We start from the raw sequence: 15,988 nt of genomic DNA, 5'->3' as shown, positions 1-15,988 counted from the left end.
TCATGAGTCCTACCGGAACCCCGGCAACCCCCGCCCTGCACCATCGCACCGTGCTGCTGGACGAGGCCGTCGACGCTCTGGTCTGGCGGCCCGACGGGGTCTATGTCGACGGCACCTTCGGCAGGGGAGGGCACAGCCGGGCGGTGCTGGCCCGGCTGGGGCCAGACGGGGCCCTGGTTGCGTTCGACAAGGACCCAGCAGCAATCGCAGAAGCGGGCACCATCAAGGATGCCCGCTTCTCCATTGAGCACGCCAGCTTTGCGGCCATGGCCGAGCGCCTGTCGGGGCGCGGCCACGTCGCCGGCGTGCTGCTCGACCTGGGGATCAGCTCGCCCCAGATCGACGAGGCGGCGAGGGGGTTTTCCTTTCGTTTCGAGGGCCCGCTGGACATGCGCATGGACACCACGCGCGGCATCACTGCCGCCCAGTGGCTGGCGCAGGCGGAAGAGCAGGACATTGCCAGGGTGATACGAGACTATGGGGAAGAACGGTTTGCTGTACAGATTGCAAAGGCGATTGTTGCTCGCCGGAGCGAATCCGGCGATGGCGGACCCATCGCCACTACTGCCGACCTTGCCGCGCTCGTGGCGAAAGCCGTCAAAACACGCGAGAAGGGTCAGGACCCTGCGACCCGCACCTTTCAGGCTCTACGGATTCACGTCAATCAAGAGCTTGAGGACCTCGAAAGAGGGCTGAAGGCGGCCTATGAACTGCTGCAGGTCGGAGGGCGCCTGGTGGTGATCAGCTTCCACTCGCTGGAGGACCGCATTGTCAAGCGGTTCATGGCGGCGCACGCCCGTCCCCAGCAGGATGCCGACCCGGCGCTGCGCCGCGCGCCGCTGCGCGCCGCCGACCTGCCGCAGCCGACGCTGCGCCTGCTGGGCCGCTACAAGCCGGGCGCCGCAGAGGTGGCCGCCAATCCGCGCGCGCGCTCGGCGGTGATGCGCGTGGCCGAAAAGCTGGCCCCGTCCGCGGCGCCCGCCGGCGGAGGTGCGCGCGCATGAACCGCCTGACCTTCTTCCTGCTCGCCGCGCTGATCCTGTGCGCGCTGTCGCTGGTGAGCGCGCAGCACCAGGCGCGCACGCTGTTCGTCGCGCTGGAGCGCGCCCAGGCGGAAGAAAAGCAGCTCGATATCGACTGGTCGCGCCTGCAGTACCAGCAGAGCGCGCTGGGCAAGAGCGCGCGCATTGCCGATGCGGCGCGCGCGCAGCTGAAGATGGCGCCGGTCAATCCCGGCAAGACCCAGTACCTGTCCGGCATCGTGCTGCCGCCGGCACCGTCCGCGCCGGCCAGCGCAGCGGAGGCGCGCTGATGAGCATGGCCCGCCCCAACCCGCCCCGCCGTGACCGCAACGGCACCGCCTCGCGGCCGCGCAGCGGCCAGTTCGCGGCCAGCCCGGTGCTGGGCCTGCGCCTGCCGATGTGGCGCTCCAAGCTGGTGGTGTTCCTGATGTTCGCCGCGTTTGTCGCGCTGGCGGTACGCGCGGCCTGGATCCAGGGGCCCGGCAACCAGTTCTACGAGGCCGAGGGCAAGAAGCGCTTCCAGCGCACGCTGGAACTGCCGGCCACGCGCGGCAAGATCCTCGACCGCAACGGCCTGGTGCTGGCCACCAGCCTGCCGGTCAAGGCGATCTGGGCGGTGCCCGAGGACGTGCCCAACCAGGTCGAGGCCGCGAAAATCCGCCAGCTGGCCAGGCTGCTCGGCATGTCCGAGAAGGACCTGGGCAAGAAGCTGTCCGAAGACAAGGGCTTTGTCTACCTGAAGCGCCAGGTGCTGCCCGACGTCGCCGACAAGATCGCCGCGCTGAAGATCGAAGGCATCCACCAGACCCGCGAATACAAGCGCTTCTACCCGGAAGGGGAGGCGATGGCGCATATCGTCGGCTTCACCAACGTGGAAGACCGCGGCCAGGAAGGCGTCGAGCTGGCGCGCGAGAACGGCCTGGCCGGCCGCGCCGGCGCGCGCCAGGTGATCAAGGACCGGCTCGGCCGCGTGGTCGAGGACGTCGGCGTGCTCAAGACCCCACGCGACGGCGAGGACATCCAGCTGTCGATCGACGCCAAGATCCAGTACCTGGCCTATAACGAACTCAAGGCCGTGGTCGACAAGCACAAGGCCAAGGCTGCCAGCGCGGTGGTGCTCGACGCCCAGACCGGCGAGGTGCTGGCGCTGGCCAACTGGCCCACCTACAACCCCAACGACCGCACCCGGCTGTCGGGCGAACAGCTGCGCAACCGCGTGCTGACCGACACCTTCGAGCCGGGCTCGATGATGAAGCCGATCACCGTCGGCCTGGCGCTGCAGCTCAAGCGGGTGACGCCGTCGACGGTGATCACCACCACCGGCAAGTACAACTTCGAAGGCGCCACCATCAGCGATACCCACAATTACGGGGCCCTGACGGTGAGCGGCGTGATCCAGAAGTCGTCCAACATCGGCACGACCAAGATCGCGATGCTGATGAAGCCGCAGGAAATGTGGGACATGTACACCAGCATCGGCCTGGGGCAGGCGCCCAAGATCGGCTTCCCGGGCGCGGTGGCCGGGCGCGTGCGCCCGTACAAGAGCTGGCGCCCGATCGAGCAGGCGACCATGTCGTATGGCTATGGCCTGTCGGTGTCGCTGTTCCAGATGGCGCACGCCTACACCATCTTCGCGCATGACGGCGAGCTGATCCCGGTCACGATGTTCCGCACCAACGGCCCCGCCACCGGCGAGCGCATCCTGTCGCCGCAGGTGGCGCGCGACGTGCGCGCGATGATGGAAACCGTGACCGCGCCCGGCGGCACCGCGCCCGAGGCGCAGGTGATGGGCTACCGCGTCGGCGGCAAGACCGGCACCGCCTACAAGCATGAAGGGCGCGGCTATAACCGCAGCAAGTACCGCGCTTCGTTCATCGGCCTGGCGCCGATGTCCAACCCGCGCATCATCGTCGCCGTCAGCGTGGACGAGCCCACCGCCGGCAGCCATTACGGCGGCCTGGTGGCCGGCCCGGCGTTCGCGGCCATCACCGGCGGCACGCTGCGCGCCCTGAACGTCCAGCCCGATTCGCCGATCCGCCAGCTGGTGGTCAGCGACAAGGTGCAGGAAAGCGAACCGTGGAGCTCGACCCAATGAGATCGACCCGATGACGGCCAAGCCCCTGCTCCCCCTCGAGGTCACCGCCCAGGCCAGCAACGCGCTGGCCTGGCTGCGTACCAACGTGGCCGCCGCGGCGCAGCTGAGCGGCGATACCCGGCGCCTGGCGCGCGGCGATGTGTTCTTCGCCTATGTGCTCGGCAACGCGCGCCTTGCCACCGACGGCCGGCCTTATATCGCGCAGGCGATCGCTGCCGGCGCCGGCGCCGTGATCTATGAGGCCGATGGCTACGACTGGCCCTACGGCGACGTCGTGCCACACCTGGCCGTAAGCCGCCTGCACCAGCTGGCGGGCCCGATCGCCGCCGGCTGGCACGGCAACCCGGCGCGCGGCCTGGCCGTGACCGGCATCACCGGCACCAACGGCAAGACCTCGTGCAGCCAGTGGCTGGCGCGGGTGCTGCAGGCCGCCGGCACGCCCTGCGCGGCCATCGGCACGCTCGGCACCGGCTTCCCGGACGCGCTGCGGGCAACCGGCTTCACCACGCCCGACGCGGTGCAGCTGCAAGCCAGCCTGGCCACGCTGCACGATGCCGGCGCGCGCGCCGTGGCGATGGAAGTGTCCTCGCACGGCCTCGAGCAGGAGCGCGTGGCCGGCACCCATTTCTCGGTGGCGGTGCTGACCAACCTGACCCAGGACCACCTCGACTACCACGGCTCGATGGCCGAGTACGAGGCCGCCAAGGCGCGCCTGTTCCGCTGGGACGGCCTGCGCACCGCGGTGATCAACCGCGACGACGCCATGGGCCAGCGCCTGCTGGCGGCCGACGCCGCCGCCATCGCCGCGCCGCACGTGATCGAATACGGCATCGACGGCCCCGCCGCCGCCACGGTGCGCCGCCCACGCGGCGAATGGCTGCGTGCCACCCACGTGCGCGCCACGGCAACCGGTACCGCCTTCCGTATCGACGGCAGCTTCGGTCACGTGGAAATGGCGACCCCGATGATCGGCGCCTTCAATGTCAGCAACCTGCTGGCGGTGCTGGGTGCGGCGCTGGCCAACGGCGTGGCGTGGGACGCGGCGATCGCCGCGCTGCGCGCGCTGGCGCCGGTGGAAGGGCGCATGGAGCTGTTCGGCGCGGGCAGCGGCCACGACGCCGCGCAGGCGCCCCTGGCCGTGGTCGACTACGCGCACACGCCCGACGCGCTGGCGCAGACCCTGGCCGCGCTGCGCCCGGTGGCGCAGGCACGCAACGGCCGCCTGTGGTGCGTGTTCGGCTGCGGCGGCGACCGCGACCCGATCAAGCGCCCGCTGATGGGCGCCGTCGCCGAGCGCCTGGCCGACGAGGTCGTGCTGACCAGCGACAACCCGCGCAGCGAAGACCCGCAGGACATCCTGGACGCGATTGCCGACGGCATGGCCGAGCGCGCGCGCGGCCGCCAGATCGAAGACCGCGCCGCCGCCATCCTCTATGCCATCCGGCACGCGGCGCCGGCCGACGTGGTGCTGGTGGCGGGCAAGGGCCATGAGGCCACTCAGGAGATCCAGGGCCGCAAGCGGCCGTTCTCGGATCGCGAACACGTACGCCTGGCACTGGCCACACGCGGAGTATCGGCATGAGCCAGACCCCCATGACCACCTTGCAGCAAGCCGCCGGCTGGATCGCCGGCGCGCGCGTCTGCGGCGACGGCGCCGTGACGTTCACACGCGTGCATACGGACAGCCGCAGCGTCGAGCCCGGCGACCTGTTCGTGGCCCTGCAGGGCGAGCGCTTCGATGCGCACGACTTCATTGCCGACGTGGTGGCGCGCGGCGCCGCCGCGGTGCTGGTGAGCCGCGCGGTCGATGCCGCGGTGCCGGCCATCGTCGCGCCGGACACGCGTATCGCGCTGGGCGAGCTGGGCGCCGGCTGGCGCCGCCAGTTCACGCTGCCGGCGGTGGCGGTGACCGGCAGCAATGGCAAGACCACGGTCAAGGAAATGATCGCGGCGATCTTTGCCGCGGCCGTGGGCGAAGACCAGCGCCTCGCCACCGGCGGCAACCTGAACAACGATATCGGCCTGCCGCTGACGGTGCTGCGCCTGCGCGCGACGCACCAGCTGGCAGTGCTGGAGCTCGGCATGAACCATCCGGGCGAAACCGTCTACCTGGCCGGCATCGCCCAGCCCACCGTGGCGGTGATCACCAACGCGCAGCGCGAGCACCAGGAGTTCATGGTCAGCGTGGAAGCCGTGGCGCACGAGCACGCCGCCGCGATCGCGGCGCTGCCGGCCGACGGCGTGGCGGTGTTCCCGCTCGACGCGGAAAGCGGCGGCGCCTACGCACCGGTGTGGCGCGCGGCCGCGGGCACGCGCCGTGCGCTGTCGTTCGGCACCTCGCAGCAGGCCGAGGTGCATGCCACCGTGGAACTGGTCGACGGCGTGCAGGTGATGCAGGTGCGCGCGCCGGGCCATGCCTTCGCGGTGCGGCTGGCGCTGCTGGGCGAGCACAACGTGCGCAACGCGCTGGCGGCGATCGCCTGCGCGCTCGCGGCAGGCGTGCATGTGCCGGCGATCCAGTCGGGCCTGGCCGGGTTCAAGGCGGTGAAGGGCCGGCTGCAGGTCAAGTACACGCCGGCCGGCACGGTGGTGATCGACGACACCTATAACGCCAACCCCGACTCGATGCGCGCCGCCATCGACGTGCTGGCCGGCTTTGCCGCGCCGCGCGTGCTAGTGCTGGGCGACATGGGCGAAGTGGGCGACCAGGGCCCGGCGTTCCACGACGAGATCGGCACCTATGCCAGGGCGCGCGGCATCGATGCGCTGTGGGCCACCGGCGCGCTGGCGGTGCATGCGGTGCAGGCGTTCGGCGCTGGCGCCCGGCATTTCGGCAGCGCCGAAGCCCTGGTGAAGGCACTGGAGGAAGACAGCGGGGGCATGGTGGCGCAAGCGGGCGCCGTGCTGGTGAAGGGATCGCGCTTCATGCGCATGGAACGGATGGTCGCGGCGCTGGTCGCAGACACTTCCGCACACTAAATAAGACAACACGATGTTATTGGCTCTGGCCCAGTGGCTGCAAAACGACTACAGCTTCCTCCGGGTCGTCAACTACCTGACTTTCCGCGCGGTGATGGCCAACGTCACCGCGCTGGTGATCGGCCTCGCGTTCGGTCCGTGGGTGATCCGCAAGCTGACCGAGCTGAAGGTCGGCCAGGCGGTGCGCACCATCGGCCCGCAGACGCACCTGGTCAAGTCCGGCACGCCCACCATGGGCGGCGTGCTGGTGCTGGTGTCGATCGCGGTGTCGACGCTGCTGTGGTGCGACTGGGGCAACCGCTTTATCTGGGTGGTGATGCTGGTCACGTTCGGCTATGGCGCGATCGGCTGGGTCGACGACTACCGCAAGGTGGTGTATCGCGACCCGCGCGGCATGTCGAGCCGCGAGAAGTTCTTCTGGCAGACGCTGATCGGCCTGGTGGCAGCGGTCTACCTGGCGTTCTCGGTATCCGAGAGCAGCAATGTGCGGGTCTGGGAGCTGTTCCTGAACTGGGTCGAGGGCGGGCTGTCGCTGGACATGCCGTACAAGTCCAACCTGATCGTGCCCTTCTTCAAGGAGATCAGCTACCCGCTCGGCGTGGCCGGCTTCATCGTGCTGACCTACCTGGTGATCGTGGGCTCGAGCAACGCCGTCAACCTGACCGACGGCCTGGACGGCCTGGTGATCATGCCGGTGGTGCTGGTCGGCGGCGGGCTGGGCGTGTTCGCGTATGTGATGGGCAACGCGGTCTACAGCAAGTACCTGCTGTTCCCGCATATCCCCGGCGCGGGCGAGCTGCTGATTTTCTGCTCGGCGCTGGGCGGGGCGGGGCTGGCCTTTCTCTGGTTCAACGCGCACCCGGCGCAGGTGTTCATGGGCGACGTGGGCGCGCTGGCGCTGGGCGGCGCGCTGGGCACGGTGGCGGTGATCGTGCGCCAGGAGATCGTGCTGTTTGTGATGGGCGGCATCTTCGTGGTCGAAACCCTGTCGGTCATGGCGCAGGTCACGTGGTTCAAGATCACCAAGCGCCGCTATGGCGAAGGCAGGCGGCTGTTCCGGATGGCGCCCCTGCATCACCATTTTGAACTGGGCGGCTGGAAGGAAACCCAGGTCACGGTGCGCTTCTGGATCATCACCATGCTGCTGGTGCTGATCGGCTTGTCGACGCTGAAGCTGCGTTGATGGTTGCGCCGGGGGTAAGACCCGCGGCGCGCTTTAGATAGATACAGGAAACCAAAGGCAGGAAATCGAAGTGTTCGGCGAGCTGCAAAAACCTCATGTGCTGGTACTGGGCCTCGGTGAGTCGGGGCTGGCCATGGCGCGCTGGTGTGGCCTGAACGGCTGCGCGGTGCGCGTGGCCGACACGCGCGAGGCGCCCGCCAACCTTGTCTTCCTGCAGGCCGAACTGACTTCGGCCGAATTCGTCGGCGGCCCGTTCGCCGAGCGCCTGCTCGAAGGCATCGGCCTGGTGGCGATCAGCCCCGGCCTGTCGCCGCTGGAACCCGCCACCGCTGCGCTGCTGGCCGCGGCGCAGGCGCGCGGGATCCCGGTGTGGGGCGAGATCGAGCTGTTCGTGCGCGCGCTGCGCCACCTCGAAGCCCAGTCCGGTTATGCGCCGAAGCTGCTGGCGATCACCGGCACCAACGGCAAGACCACCACCACCGCGCTGACCGGCCGCCTGGTCGAGCGCGCCGGCAAGAGCGTGGCAGTGGCGGGCAATATCAGCCCGTCGGCGCTGGACAAGCTGTCGGCCTGCATCGCCTCGGCGTCGCTGCCGGAGGTGTGGGTGCTCGAGCTGTCGAGCTTCCAGCTGGAAACCACCCATACGCTGGCGCCGCATGCCGCCACCGTGCTCAACGTGACGCAGGACCACCTCGACTGGCACGGCTCGATGGAAGCGTATGCCGCGTCCAAGGCGCGCATCTTCGGCCCGGCCGGCAACGAGTGCGTGCAGGTGCTGAACCGCAACGACCGCCTGACGCTGGACATGGCACGCCCCGGCTCGCGCACCGTGACCTTCGGGATCGACCTGCCCGAAGTCCCGGGCAGCTTTGGCATCCTGCGCGAGGGCGGCATGCCCTGGCTGGTGCTGGCCGAGCCGGATCCCGACGCGGAAGGGGAGGGCAAGCCGCGCCGCCGCAAGGCCGCCGAGGCCGCCCCGGAAGCGGTGCCGGTGCGCCACAAGCGCCTGATGCCGGCCGACGCGCTGCATATCCGCGGCATGCACAACGCCACCAACGCGATGGCCGCGCTGGCGCTGTGCCGCGCCATCGACCTGCCGATGAACGCGCTGCTGCACGGCCTGCGCGAGTACCGCGGCGAGCCGCATCGCGTGGAGTGGGTCGCCACCATCGACGACGTCGAGTACTTCGACGACAGCAAGGGCACCAACGTCGGCGCCACCGTGGCCGCGCTGTCGGGTTTGGACAAACGCGTGGTGCTGATCGCCGGGGGCGAGGGCAAGGGCCAGGATTTCTCGCCGCTGGCCGCGCCGGTGGCGCAGTACGCGCGCGCGGTGGTGCTGATCGGCCGCGCCGCGGCGGAGCTGCGCGATGCGCTGCAGGGCAGCGGCGCCAGCCTGGTCGACGCCGCCACGCTGGAACAGGCGGTGACGCAGGCCGCCGGGCTGGCTGAAGCCGGCGATGCGGTGTTGCTGTCGCCCGCGTGCGCGAGCCTCGACATGTTCCGCAACTACGTGCATCGCGCCGAGGTGTTCCGCGGCGCGGTCGAAGAACTGGCCCTGTCCCGGGGGATCCTGCCATGAACGACGCACAGGTCAAGCGCAGCGGTTTTATCGGCGCCACCATCGGCAATGCCTGGGGCGGCCTGCGCGACGCGGTGTCGGGCGTCAAGCCGACCCGCTCGCGCATGATGGAGTACGACCAGCCCATGCTGTGGGTTTCGATCGTGCTGCTCGCGCTCGGCCTGGTGATGGTCTACTCGGCCTCGATCGCGCTGCCGGACTCGCCGCGCTACGCCAACTATCGCGAAAGCCACTTCCTGCTGCGCCATGCCTTCGCGCTGGGGATCGGGCTGTCGGTCGGCCTGGCCGCGTTCCAGGTGCCGGTCAAGGTATGGGACCGCTACGCGCCCAAGCTCTTTATCTTCGCGCTGATCCTGCTGGTGATCGTGCTGGTGCCGTTCGTCGGCAAGGGCGTGAACGGCGCGCGGCGCTGGATTCCGCTGGGTGTGATGAACTTCCAGCCGTCCGAACTGATGAAGCTGGCGGTGGTGCTGTATGCGGCCAACTACACCGTGCGCAAGCAGGAGTGGATGCAGACCGTGTCCAAGGGCTTCCTGCCGATGGGCGTGGCGGTGGTGGTGGTGGGCATGCTGCTGCTGCTGGAGCCTGACATGGGCGCGTTCCTGGTGATCGCCGCGGTGGCGATGGGCATCCTGTTCCTGGGCGGCATCAATGGCAAATTGTTTGCCGGGCTGGTCGGGGTGGCGGTGGGCGCGTTCGCGCTGCTGATCACCGCCTCGCCGTGGCGGCGCGAGCGGATCTTTGCCTACCTGAACCCGTGGGAAGAGAGCAACGCGCTGGGCAAGGCCTACCAGCTCACGCACTCGCTGATCGCCTTCGGTCGCGGCGAATGGGCCGGCGTGGGGCTGGGCGGCAGCATCGAAAAACTGCACTACCTGCCCGAAGCGCATACCGATTTCATCCTCGCCGTGATCGGCGAGGAATTCGGCTTTATCGGCGTGCTGGTGGTGATCGTGCTGTTCTACTGGCTGGTGCGGCGCGCCTTCAATATCGGCCGCACCGCGCTGCAGCTGGACCGCACCTTTGCCGGCCTGGTGGCCAAGGGCATCGGCGTCTGGATCGGCTGGCAGACCTTTATCAACATGGGCGTGAACCTGGGCCTGCTGCCGACCAAGGGGCTGACGCTGCCGCTGGTGAGCTATGGCGGGTCGGGCATCCTGATGAATTGCGTAGCGCTGGCGATCCTGTTGCGGATCGATTACGAAAACCGTGTATTGATGCGCGGAGGGAAGGTATGACCGGAGCGCAGCAATACACGGTTTCGGCGAAGGCTAACTTCCTGCGTCAGCAGGAAGTTAAGCGCAGCGGCCGAAGCCAAAATCGCATGCTGATGCGCGGAGGGAAGGTATGACGCAGCCGCGCACGCTGCTCGTGATGGCCGGTGGCACCGGGGGACATGTATTCCCCGGGCTGGCGGTCGCGCACGCGCTGCGCGCGCAGGGCTGGAAAGTGGTCTGGCTGGGCAACCGCACCGGCATGGAAGCCACGCTGGTGCCGAAGCACGATATCCCGATGGAGTTCATCCAGTTCGGCGGGCTGCGCGGCAAGGGCCTGGTGACCAAGTTCCTGCTGCCGCTGAACCTGCTGCGCGCATTCTGGCAGAGCCTCGCCGCGCTGCGCCGGGTGCGCCCGAGCGTGGTGCTGGGCATGGGCGGCTATATCACCTTCCCGGCCGGCATGATGGCCTCGCTGCTGGGCCGGCCGCTGGTGCTGCACGAGCAGAACTCGATCGCCGGCCTGGCCAACAAGGTGCTGGCCAGGGTGGCCGACCGCGTGCTGTGCGCGTTCCCCGATGCGCTGCCCGGCAGCGAATGGACCGGCAACCCGGTGCGCGAAGAACTGGCGCGGCTGGACGCCCCGGAGGCGCGCTACGACCAGCGCGACGGCCCGCTGCGCATCCTGGTGGTGGGCGGCAGCCTGGGCGCCGCCGCGCTCAACGAGGTGGTGCCCAAGGCCATCGCGCTATTGCCCGCGGCCGAGCGCCCGGTGGTGACGCACCAGGCCGGCGCCAAGCAGATCGATACGCTGCGCGCCAACTACGCCGCGGCGCAGGTCCCGGCGCAGACCTTGCCCTTCATCGACGACATGGCCAGGGCCTATGCCGACGCGGACCTGGTGATCTGCCGGGCCGGCGCGATGACGGTGTCGGAAGTGGCCGCGGCGGGCGTGGCGGCGCTGTTCGTGCCGTTCCCGCACGCGGTGGACGACCACCAGACCACCAACGCACAGTTTTTGTCGAGCCAGGGCGCGGCCCTGCTCGTGCAGCAAAAAGACCTGACGGCCGAGGGCCTGGCGCGGACCATTGCCAGCCTGACCCGGCCGCAGCTGAAAGACATGGCGCGCCTGGCGCGCGGACTGGCCAAACCTGAGGCAACCCGGCGCGTCGCCGAGATCTGCAGTCAGCTGGCCAGGGACTGAAGCCTATACAAGCAGCAATCGCATGAAGCATATCGTCAAGAACATCCACTTCGTGGGCATCGGCGGCGCCGGCATGAGCGGCATCGCCGAGGTCCTGCTGAACCTGGGATACAAGGTCTCGGGCTCGGACGTGGGCAACAACGCCGCCACGCGGCGCCTGGCGTCGCTGGGCGCCACCGTCATGCACGGCCATGACGCCGCCAACGTGCGCGGCGCCAACGCGGTGGTGGTGTCGACCGCGGTCAGCGGCGACAACCCCGAAGTGCTGGCCGCGCGCAGCCAGCGCATCCCGGTGGTGCCGCGCGCGGTGATGCTGGCCGAACTGATGCGGCTGAAGCAGGGCGTGGCCATCGCCGGCACGCACGGCAAGACCACCACCACCAGCCTGGTGGCATCGGTGCTGGCCGAAGGCGGGCTCGACCCCACCTTCGTCATCGGCGGCCGGCTGAACTCTGCCGGCGCCAATGCGCGCCTGGGCACCGGCGACTTCATCGTGGCCGAGGCCGACGAGTCGGACGCCTCGTTCCTGAACCTGTTCCCGGTCATCGAGGTCATCACCAATATCGACGCCGACCACATGGACACCTACGGGCACGACTTCGCCCGGCTCAAGCAGGCGTTCATCGAATTCACCCAGCGGCTGCCGTTCTACGGCATCGCGGTGCTGTGCGTCGACGACCCCAACGTGCGCGAGATCCTGCCGTTCGTGTCCAAGCCGGTGGTGCGCTACGGCTTTGCCGAAGACGCGCAGATCCGCGCCGTGGATGCGCGCGCGGTCGACGGCCAGATGCACTTCACGGTGCTGCGCCAGCTCAACCACCATGCCGAGCCGCCGCTGGAGATCGTGCTGAACCTGCCCGGCCTGCACAACGTGCAGAACGCGCTGGCGGCGATCGCCATCGCCACCGAGCTGGAAGTGCCCGATGCCGCCATCGTCAAGGCGCTGCGTGAATTCCACGGCGTCGGCCGCCGCTTCCAGCGCTACGGAGAAGTGGCTACCCCCGATGGCGCCGGCACTTTCACGCTGGTGGACGACTATGGCCACCACCCGGTGGAGATGGCCGCCACCCTGGCCGCCGCGCGCGGTGCGTTCCCCGGCCGCCGCCTGGTGCTGGCGTTCCAGCCGCACCGCTTTACCCGCACGCGCGATTGCTTTGAGGACTTCGTCAAGGTGCTGGGCACGGTCGATGCCCTGCTGCTGGCCGAAGTCTATGCCGCCGGCGAGGCGCCGATCGTCGCCGCCGATGGCCGTGCGCTGACCCGCGCGCTGCGCGTGGCCGGCAAGGTCGAACCTGTTTTCGTGGAGCAGATGGAAGAGATGCCGCAGGCCATCCTGAATGCCGTACGGACCGGCGATGTGGTCGTGACCATGGGCGCGGGCTCGATTGGCGGCGTGCCGGGACAACTGGTGTCGCACCAGCAACCGCTGCAGCAAGGGGGCCTGGCATGAGCTTCGTCGCCCATCCCAATATCGATCCCAAGTCGCTGGGCAAGGTCGGCGTGCTGCTGGGCGGGCGCTCGGCCGAGCGCGAGATCTCGCTGATGTCCGGTCACGGCGTGCTGGCCGCGCTGCAATCGCGCGGCGTGGACGCGCACGGCTTCGACCCGGGCCTGCAGGGCGTGGCCGAGCTGGCCGCGGCCGGCTTCGACCGCGTCTTCATTGCGCTGCATGGCCGCTACGGCGAGGACGGCACCATCCAGGGCCTGCTCGAACAGCTGGGCGTGCCGTACACCGGCAGCGGCGTGCTGGCATCGGCGCTGGCCATGGACAAGCAGGCCACCAAGCGCCTGTGGATGACGCACGGGCTGGCCACGCCGCGCTTCGCCATGCTGCATGCGGACACCGACTTCGACGCCGTGGCCGCCGAGCTGGGCCTGCCGCTGATCGTCAAGCCGGCGCGCGAGGGCTCGTCGATCGGCCTGAGCAAGGTCACCGCGGCGGACCAGATGCGCGCGGCCTTTGACAAGGCTGCGGCGCTGGACAACGACGTTATCGCCGAGACTTTCATCGACGGCGCCGAGCTGACCTGCCCGGTGGTGGGGGAGGGCGACACCGCCGAAGCGCTGCCGGTGATCCGCATCGTCGCGCCCGAGGCCAACTACGACTATCAAAATAAGTACTTTACTGACGATACCCAGTACTTGTGCCCGTCGGGCCTGGATGCCGAAGTCGAACGGCAGGTCCAGGCGCTGGCGGTGCAGGCCTACCGCGTGCTGGGCTGCCGCGGCTGGGCGCGCGCCGACGTGATGCTGCGCGCCGACGGCACGCCGTTCCTGCTCGAGATGAATACCTCGCCCGGCATGACCGGCCATTCGCTGGTGCCGATGGCGGCGCGCGCGGTCGGCATCAGCTACGAGGACTTCGTGCTGCAGGTGATCGCCGCCGCCACGCTGGACCTGCATCCCAACGAGCATTGGAAACCCGAATAACCCCACCCGACAGGACCGCACCGGACCATGTGGCATAACGCACGCCTGCTCAACCTGATCGCCTCCACGCTGTATGCGGTGGTGGCGCTGATGGCGCTCGCGGCGGGCCTGCTGTGGCTGGCGCAGCGGCCGGTGTTCGCCATCACCCACGTCGAGATCGGGCCGATGGACGGCGGCGCCCTGCGCCACGTGAACGCGCCCAGCGTGCGCGCCAGCGCGCTGGGCAAGCTGACCGGCAACTTCTTCACGCTGGACCTCAACGCGGCGCGCCAGGCCTTCGAGTCGGTGCCATGGGTGCGGCGTGCCAGCGTGCGCCGCGAATGGCCCAACGGCCTGGCGGTCGAGGTCGAGGAACACGAGGCGCTCGGCACCTGGGGCTCGCCCGACAGCGGCCGCCTGCTCAATACCTATGGCGAGATCTTTGTCGCCAACACCGCCGAGGCGGAAGAAGACGCGCAGCTGCTGGCACTGGATGGGCCGCCCGACAGCGAAGGCGACGTGATCGAGAAGCTCGAGGTCATGCGCCAGTGGTTCACGCCGCTCAAGGCCGAGCCGCTGGCGGTGGCCCTGTCCGGCCGCTATGCCTGGCGCGCACGCCTGTCCAACGGCATGGAGGTCGAACTGGGCCGGGAGCAGAACGACGAGGACCGCACCGCGATGGACCAGCGCGTGCGCCGCTTCGTCGCGGCCTGGCCGCAGGTCACGCAGCAATGGGGCAGCCAGATCGAGTATGCCGACCTGCGCTATCCCAACGGCTTCGCCATCCGCGCCGCCAACGCGCGCTTCCTGACCGAGGCGCAGATCGCGGCGGCGGTGCGGGCCGAGAAAGCGGCGAAGGCGAAACCCGCGAATGCACCCAGGCCGGCGGCGACAGCAACGGTTTCAGGTACTTCCAACAACAATCCGACGCGACTGAAGAGCAAGAACGCGGAGAAAACCCGATGAGCAAGGAATACAAGGACCTGTTGGTCGGTCTCGATATCGGCACCTCGAAGGTGGCGGCCGTGGTGGCGGAACTGCGCCCCGACGGCAGCTACGAGGTGATCGGGATGGGCCAGTCTGAGTCCAAGGGTCTGAAGAAAGGGGTCGTGGTCAACATCGAGGCCACCGTGCAGTCGATCCAGAAGGCGCTGGAAGAGGCCGAACTGATGGCCGACTGCAAGATTTCGGAGGTCTTCACCGGCATTGCCGGCAGCCATATCCGCAGCTTCAACTCCAGCGGCATGGTGGCGATCAAGGACAAGGAGGTCACGCAGACCGACGTTGCGCGCGTGATCGAGACCGCCAAGGCGGTCAATATCCCGACCGACCAGCAGATCCTGCACATCCTGACGCAGGAATTCATCATCGACGGCCAGGAAGACGTGCGCGAGCCCATCGGCATGAGCGGCATCCGGCTGGAAGTGAAGGTGCATATCGTCACCGGCGCGGTCAGCGCCGCGCAGAACATCGTCAAGTGCGTGCGCCGCTGCGGCCTGGAAGTGCATGACCTGATCCTGCAGCCGCTGGCGTCGAGCCTGGCGGTGCTGACCGAGGACGAAAAAGAGCTTGGCGTGGTGCTGGTCGACATCGGCGGCGGCACCACCGACATCGCCATCTTCAGCGAAGGCGCGATCCGCCATACGGCCGTGATCCCCATCGCCGGTGACCAGATCACCAATGACATCGCGATGGCGCTGCGCACGCCGACGCCGGATGCCGAGGACATCAAGATCCAGTACGGCATCGCCAAGCAGGCGATCGCCGACCCGGAAGACATGATCGAGGTGCCGGGCGTGGGCGACCGCGGCACGCGCACGCTCAGCCGCCAGGCGCTGGCCGCGGTGATCGAGCCGCGCATCGAAGAGCTGTACTCGCTGGTGCACCAGGTGGTGCGCGAGTCGGGTTACGAAGAACTGTTGTCGTCCGGCGTGGTCATCACCGGTGGCACCGCGATGATGCCGGGCATGGTCGAGCTGGGCGAGGACATCTTCCTCAAGCCCGTGCGCGTGGGCGTGCCGGAGTACCGCGGCAACCTGCACGAGGTGGTGAAGAGCCCGCGCTACGCGACCGTGATGGGCCTGCTGCTGGAAGGCCGCGTGCAACGCATGCGCGGGCGCAAGGTGGCGGTGCAGAGCGGATCGGTCAAGCAGGTGTGGACCCGCATGAAGGAATGGTTTGTCGGCAATTTCTGATCGATGCGGAAATTGACGCGCTGACGATGCAACGGTGCGCAGGCAGGACGGTCTACCGGACAGGCCTGCGTGTCAGGTGAGAAGTTTTCAGATTTTCTTTTTTTT

General features: G+C 68.8%; 13 protein-coding genes. All 13 read left to right on the top strand.

Going from position 1 to position 15,988, the window contains the following annotated elements:
• Positions 1-2 precede the first annotated feature (2 nt).
• The 13 genes from rsmH to ftsA all read left to right on the top strand — a co-directional run bounded on the left by rsmH (position 3) and on the right by ftsA (position 15,883).
• Entirely contained in the window at positions 3-1,004 is a 1,002-nt protein-coding gene (rsmH, locus tag ACOCMH_RS30970) for a 16S rRNA (cytosine(1402)-N(4))-methyltransferase RsmH (RefSeq protein WP_427311416.1), read from the top strand.
• On the top strand, positions 1,001-1,312 hold the full coding sequence (gene ftsL / locus ACOCMH_RS30965; protein ID WP_092306196.1) for a cell division protein FtsL: 312 nt from the start codon (positions 1,001-1,003) through the stop codon (positions 1,310-1,312). The genes rsmH and ftsL overlap by 4 nt, the downstream gene beginning before the upstream one ends.
• Positions 1,312-3,117, top strand: coding sequence for a peptidoglycan D,D-transpeptidase FtsI family protein (locus ACOCMH_RS30960; protein WP_427311414.1), 1,806 nt, complete (start codon positions 1,312-1,314; stop codon positions 3,115-3,117). The genes ftsL and ACOCMH_RS30960 overlap by 1 nt, the downstream gene beginning before the upstream one ends.
• Positions 3,118-3,127: 10 nt before the next feature.
• Complete coding sequence (locus ACOCMH_RS30955) at positions 3,128-4,699, top strand: UDP-N-acetylmuramoyl-L-alanyl-D-glutamate--2,6-diaminopimelate ligase (protein WP_427311412.1); 1,572 nt, start codon at positions 3,128-3,130, stop codon at positions 4,697-4,699.
• On the top strand, positions 4,696-6,096 hold the full coding sequence (locus ACOCMH_RS30950; protein WP_427311410.1) for a UDP-N-acetylmuramoyl-tripeptide--D-alanyl-D-alanine ligase: 1,401 nt from the start codon (positions 4,696-4,698) through the stop codon (positions 6,094-6,096). Before ACOCMH_RS30955 ends, ACOCMH_RS30950 begins: the two co-directional genes overlap by 4 nt.
• Before the next feature lie 13 nt (positions 6,097-6,109).
• Positions 6,110-7,279 carry a phospho-N-acetylmuramoyl-pentapeptide-transferase gene (mraY, locus tag ACOCMH_RS30945; protein WP_012353957.1) on the top strand — a complete coding sequence of 390 codons (1,170 nt, stop codon included), beginning with the start codon at positions 6,110-6,112 and terminating at the stop codon, positions 7,277-7,279.
• Positions 7,280-7,349: 70 nt separating this feature from the next.
• Entirely contained in the window at positions 7,350-8,861 is a 1,512-nt protein-coding gene (murD, locus tag ACOCMH_RS30940) for a UDP-N-acetylmuramoyl-L-alanine--D-glutamate ligase (protein WP_427311408.1), read from the top strand.
• Positions 8,858-10,099, top strand: a complete 1,242-nt coding sequence (ftsW, locus tag ACOCMH_RS30935; RefSeq protein ID WP_427311406.1) for a putative lipid II flippase FtsW — start codon at positions 8,858-8,860, stop codon at positions 10,097-10,099. The genes murD and ftsW overlap by 4 nt, the downstream gene beginning before the upstream one ends.
• 109 nt (positions 10,100-10,208) lie before the next feature.
• Complete coding sequence (gene murG, locus ACOCMH_RS30930; RefSeq protein ID WP_427311404.1) at positions 10,209-11,279, top strand: undecaprenyldiphospho-muramoylpentapeptide beta-N-acetylglucosaminyltransferase; 1,071 nt, start codon at positions 10,209-10,211, stop codon at positions 11,277-11,279.
• Positions 11,280-11,301: 22 nt separating this feature from the next.
• A complete protein-coding gene (gene murC, locus ACOCMH_RS30925; RefSeq protein ID WP_427311402.1) occupies positions 11,302-12,729 on the top strand; it encodes a UDP-N-acetylmuramate--L-alanine ligase in 1,428 nt (475 codons plus the stop codon).
• The gene (locus ACOCMH_RS30920; RefSeq protein ID WP_427311400.1) at positions 12,726-13,709 is read left to right on the top strand and encodes a D-alanine--D-alanine ligase; all 984 of its coding nucleotides are present in this window, start codon (positions 12,726-12,728) and stop codon (positions 13,707-13,709) included. The genes murC and ACOCMH_RS30920 overlap by 4 nt, the downstream gene beginning before the upstream one ends.
• Before the next feature lie 27 nt (positions 13,710-13,736).
• The gene (locus ACOCMH_RS30915; protein WP_427311399.1) at positions 13,737-14,654 is read left to right on the top strand and encodes a cell division protein FtsQ/DivIB; all 918 of its coding nucleotides are present in this window, start codon (positions 13,737-13,739) and stop codon (positions 14,652-14,654) included.
• Complete coding sequence (ftsA, locus tag ACOCMH_RS30910; protein WP_012353950.1) at positions 14,651-15,883, top strand: cell division protein FtsA; 1,233 nt, start codon at positions 14,651-14,653, stop codon at positions 15,881-15,883. The genes ACOCMH_RS30915 and ftsA overlap by 4 nt, the downstream gene beginning before the upstream one ends.
• Positions 15,884-15,988 lie beyond the last annotated feature (105 nt).

Source organism: Cupriavidus sp. H39, from assembly GCF_050271075.1.
Taxonomy (GTDB): Bacteria; Pseudomonadota; Gammaproteobacteria; order Burkholderiales; family Burkholderiaceae; genus Cupriavidus; species Cupriavidus necator_B.
Note: the sequence above shows the minus strand (reverse complement) of the source record. Positions and strands in the feature narration are given on the sequence as shown.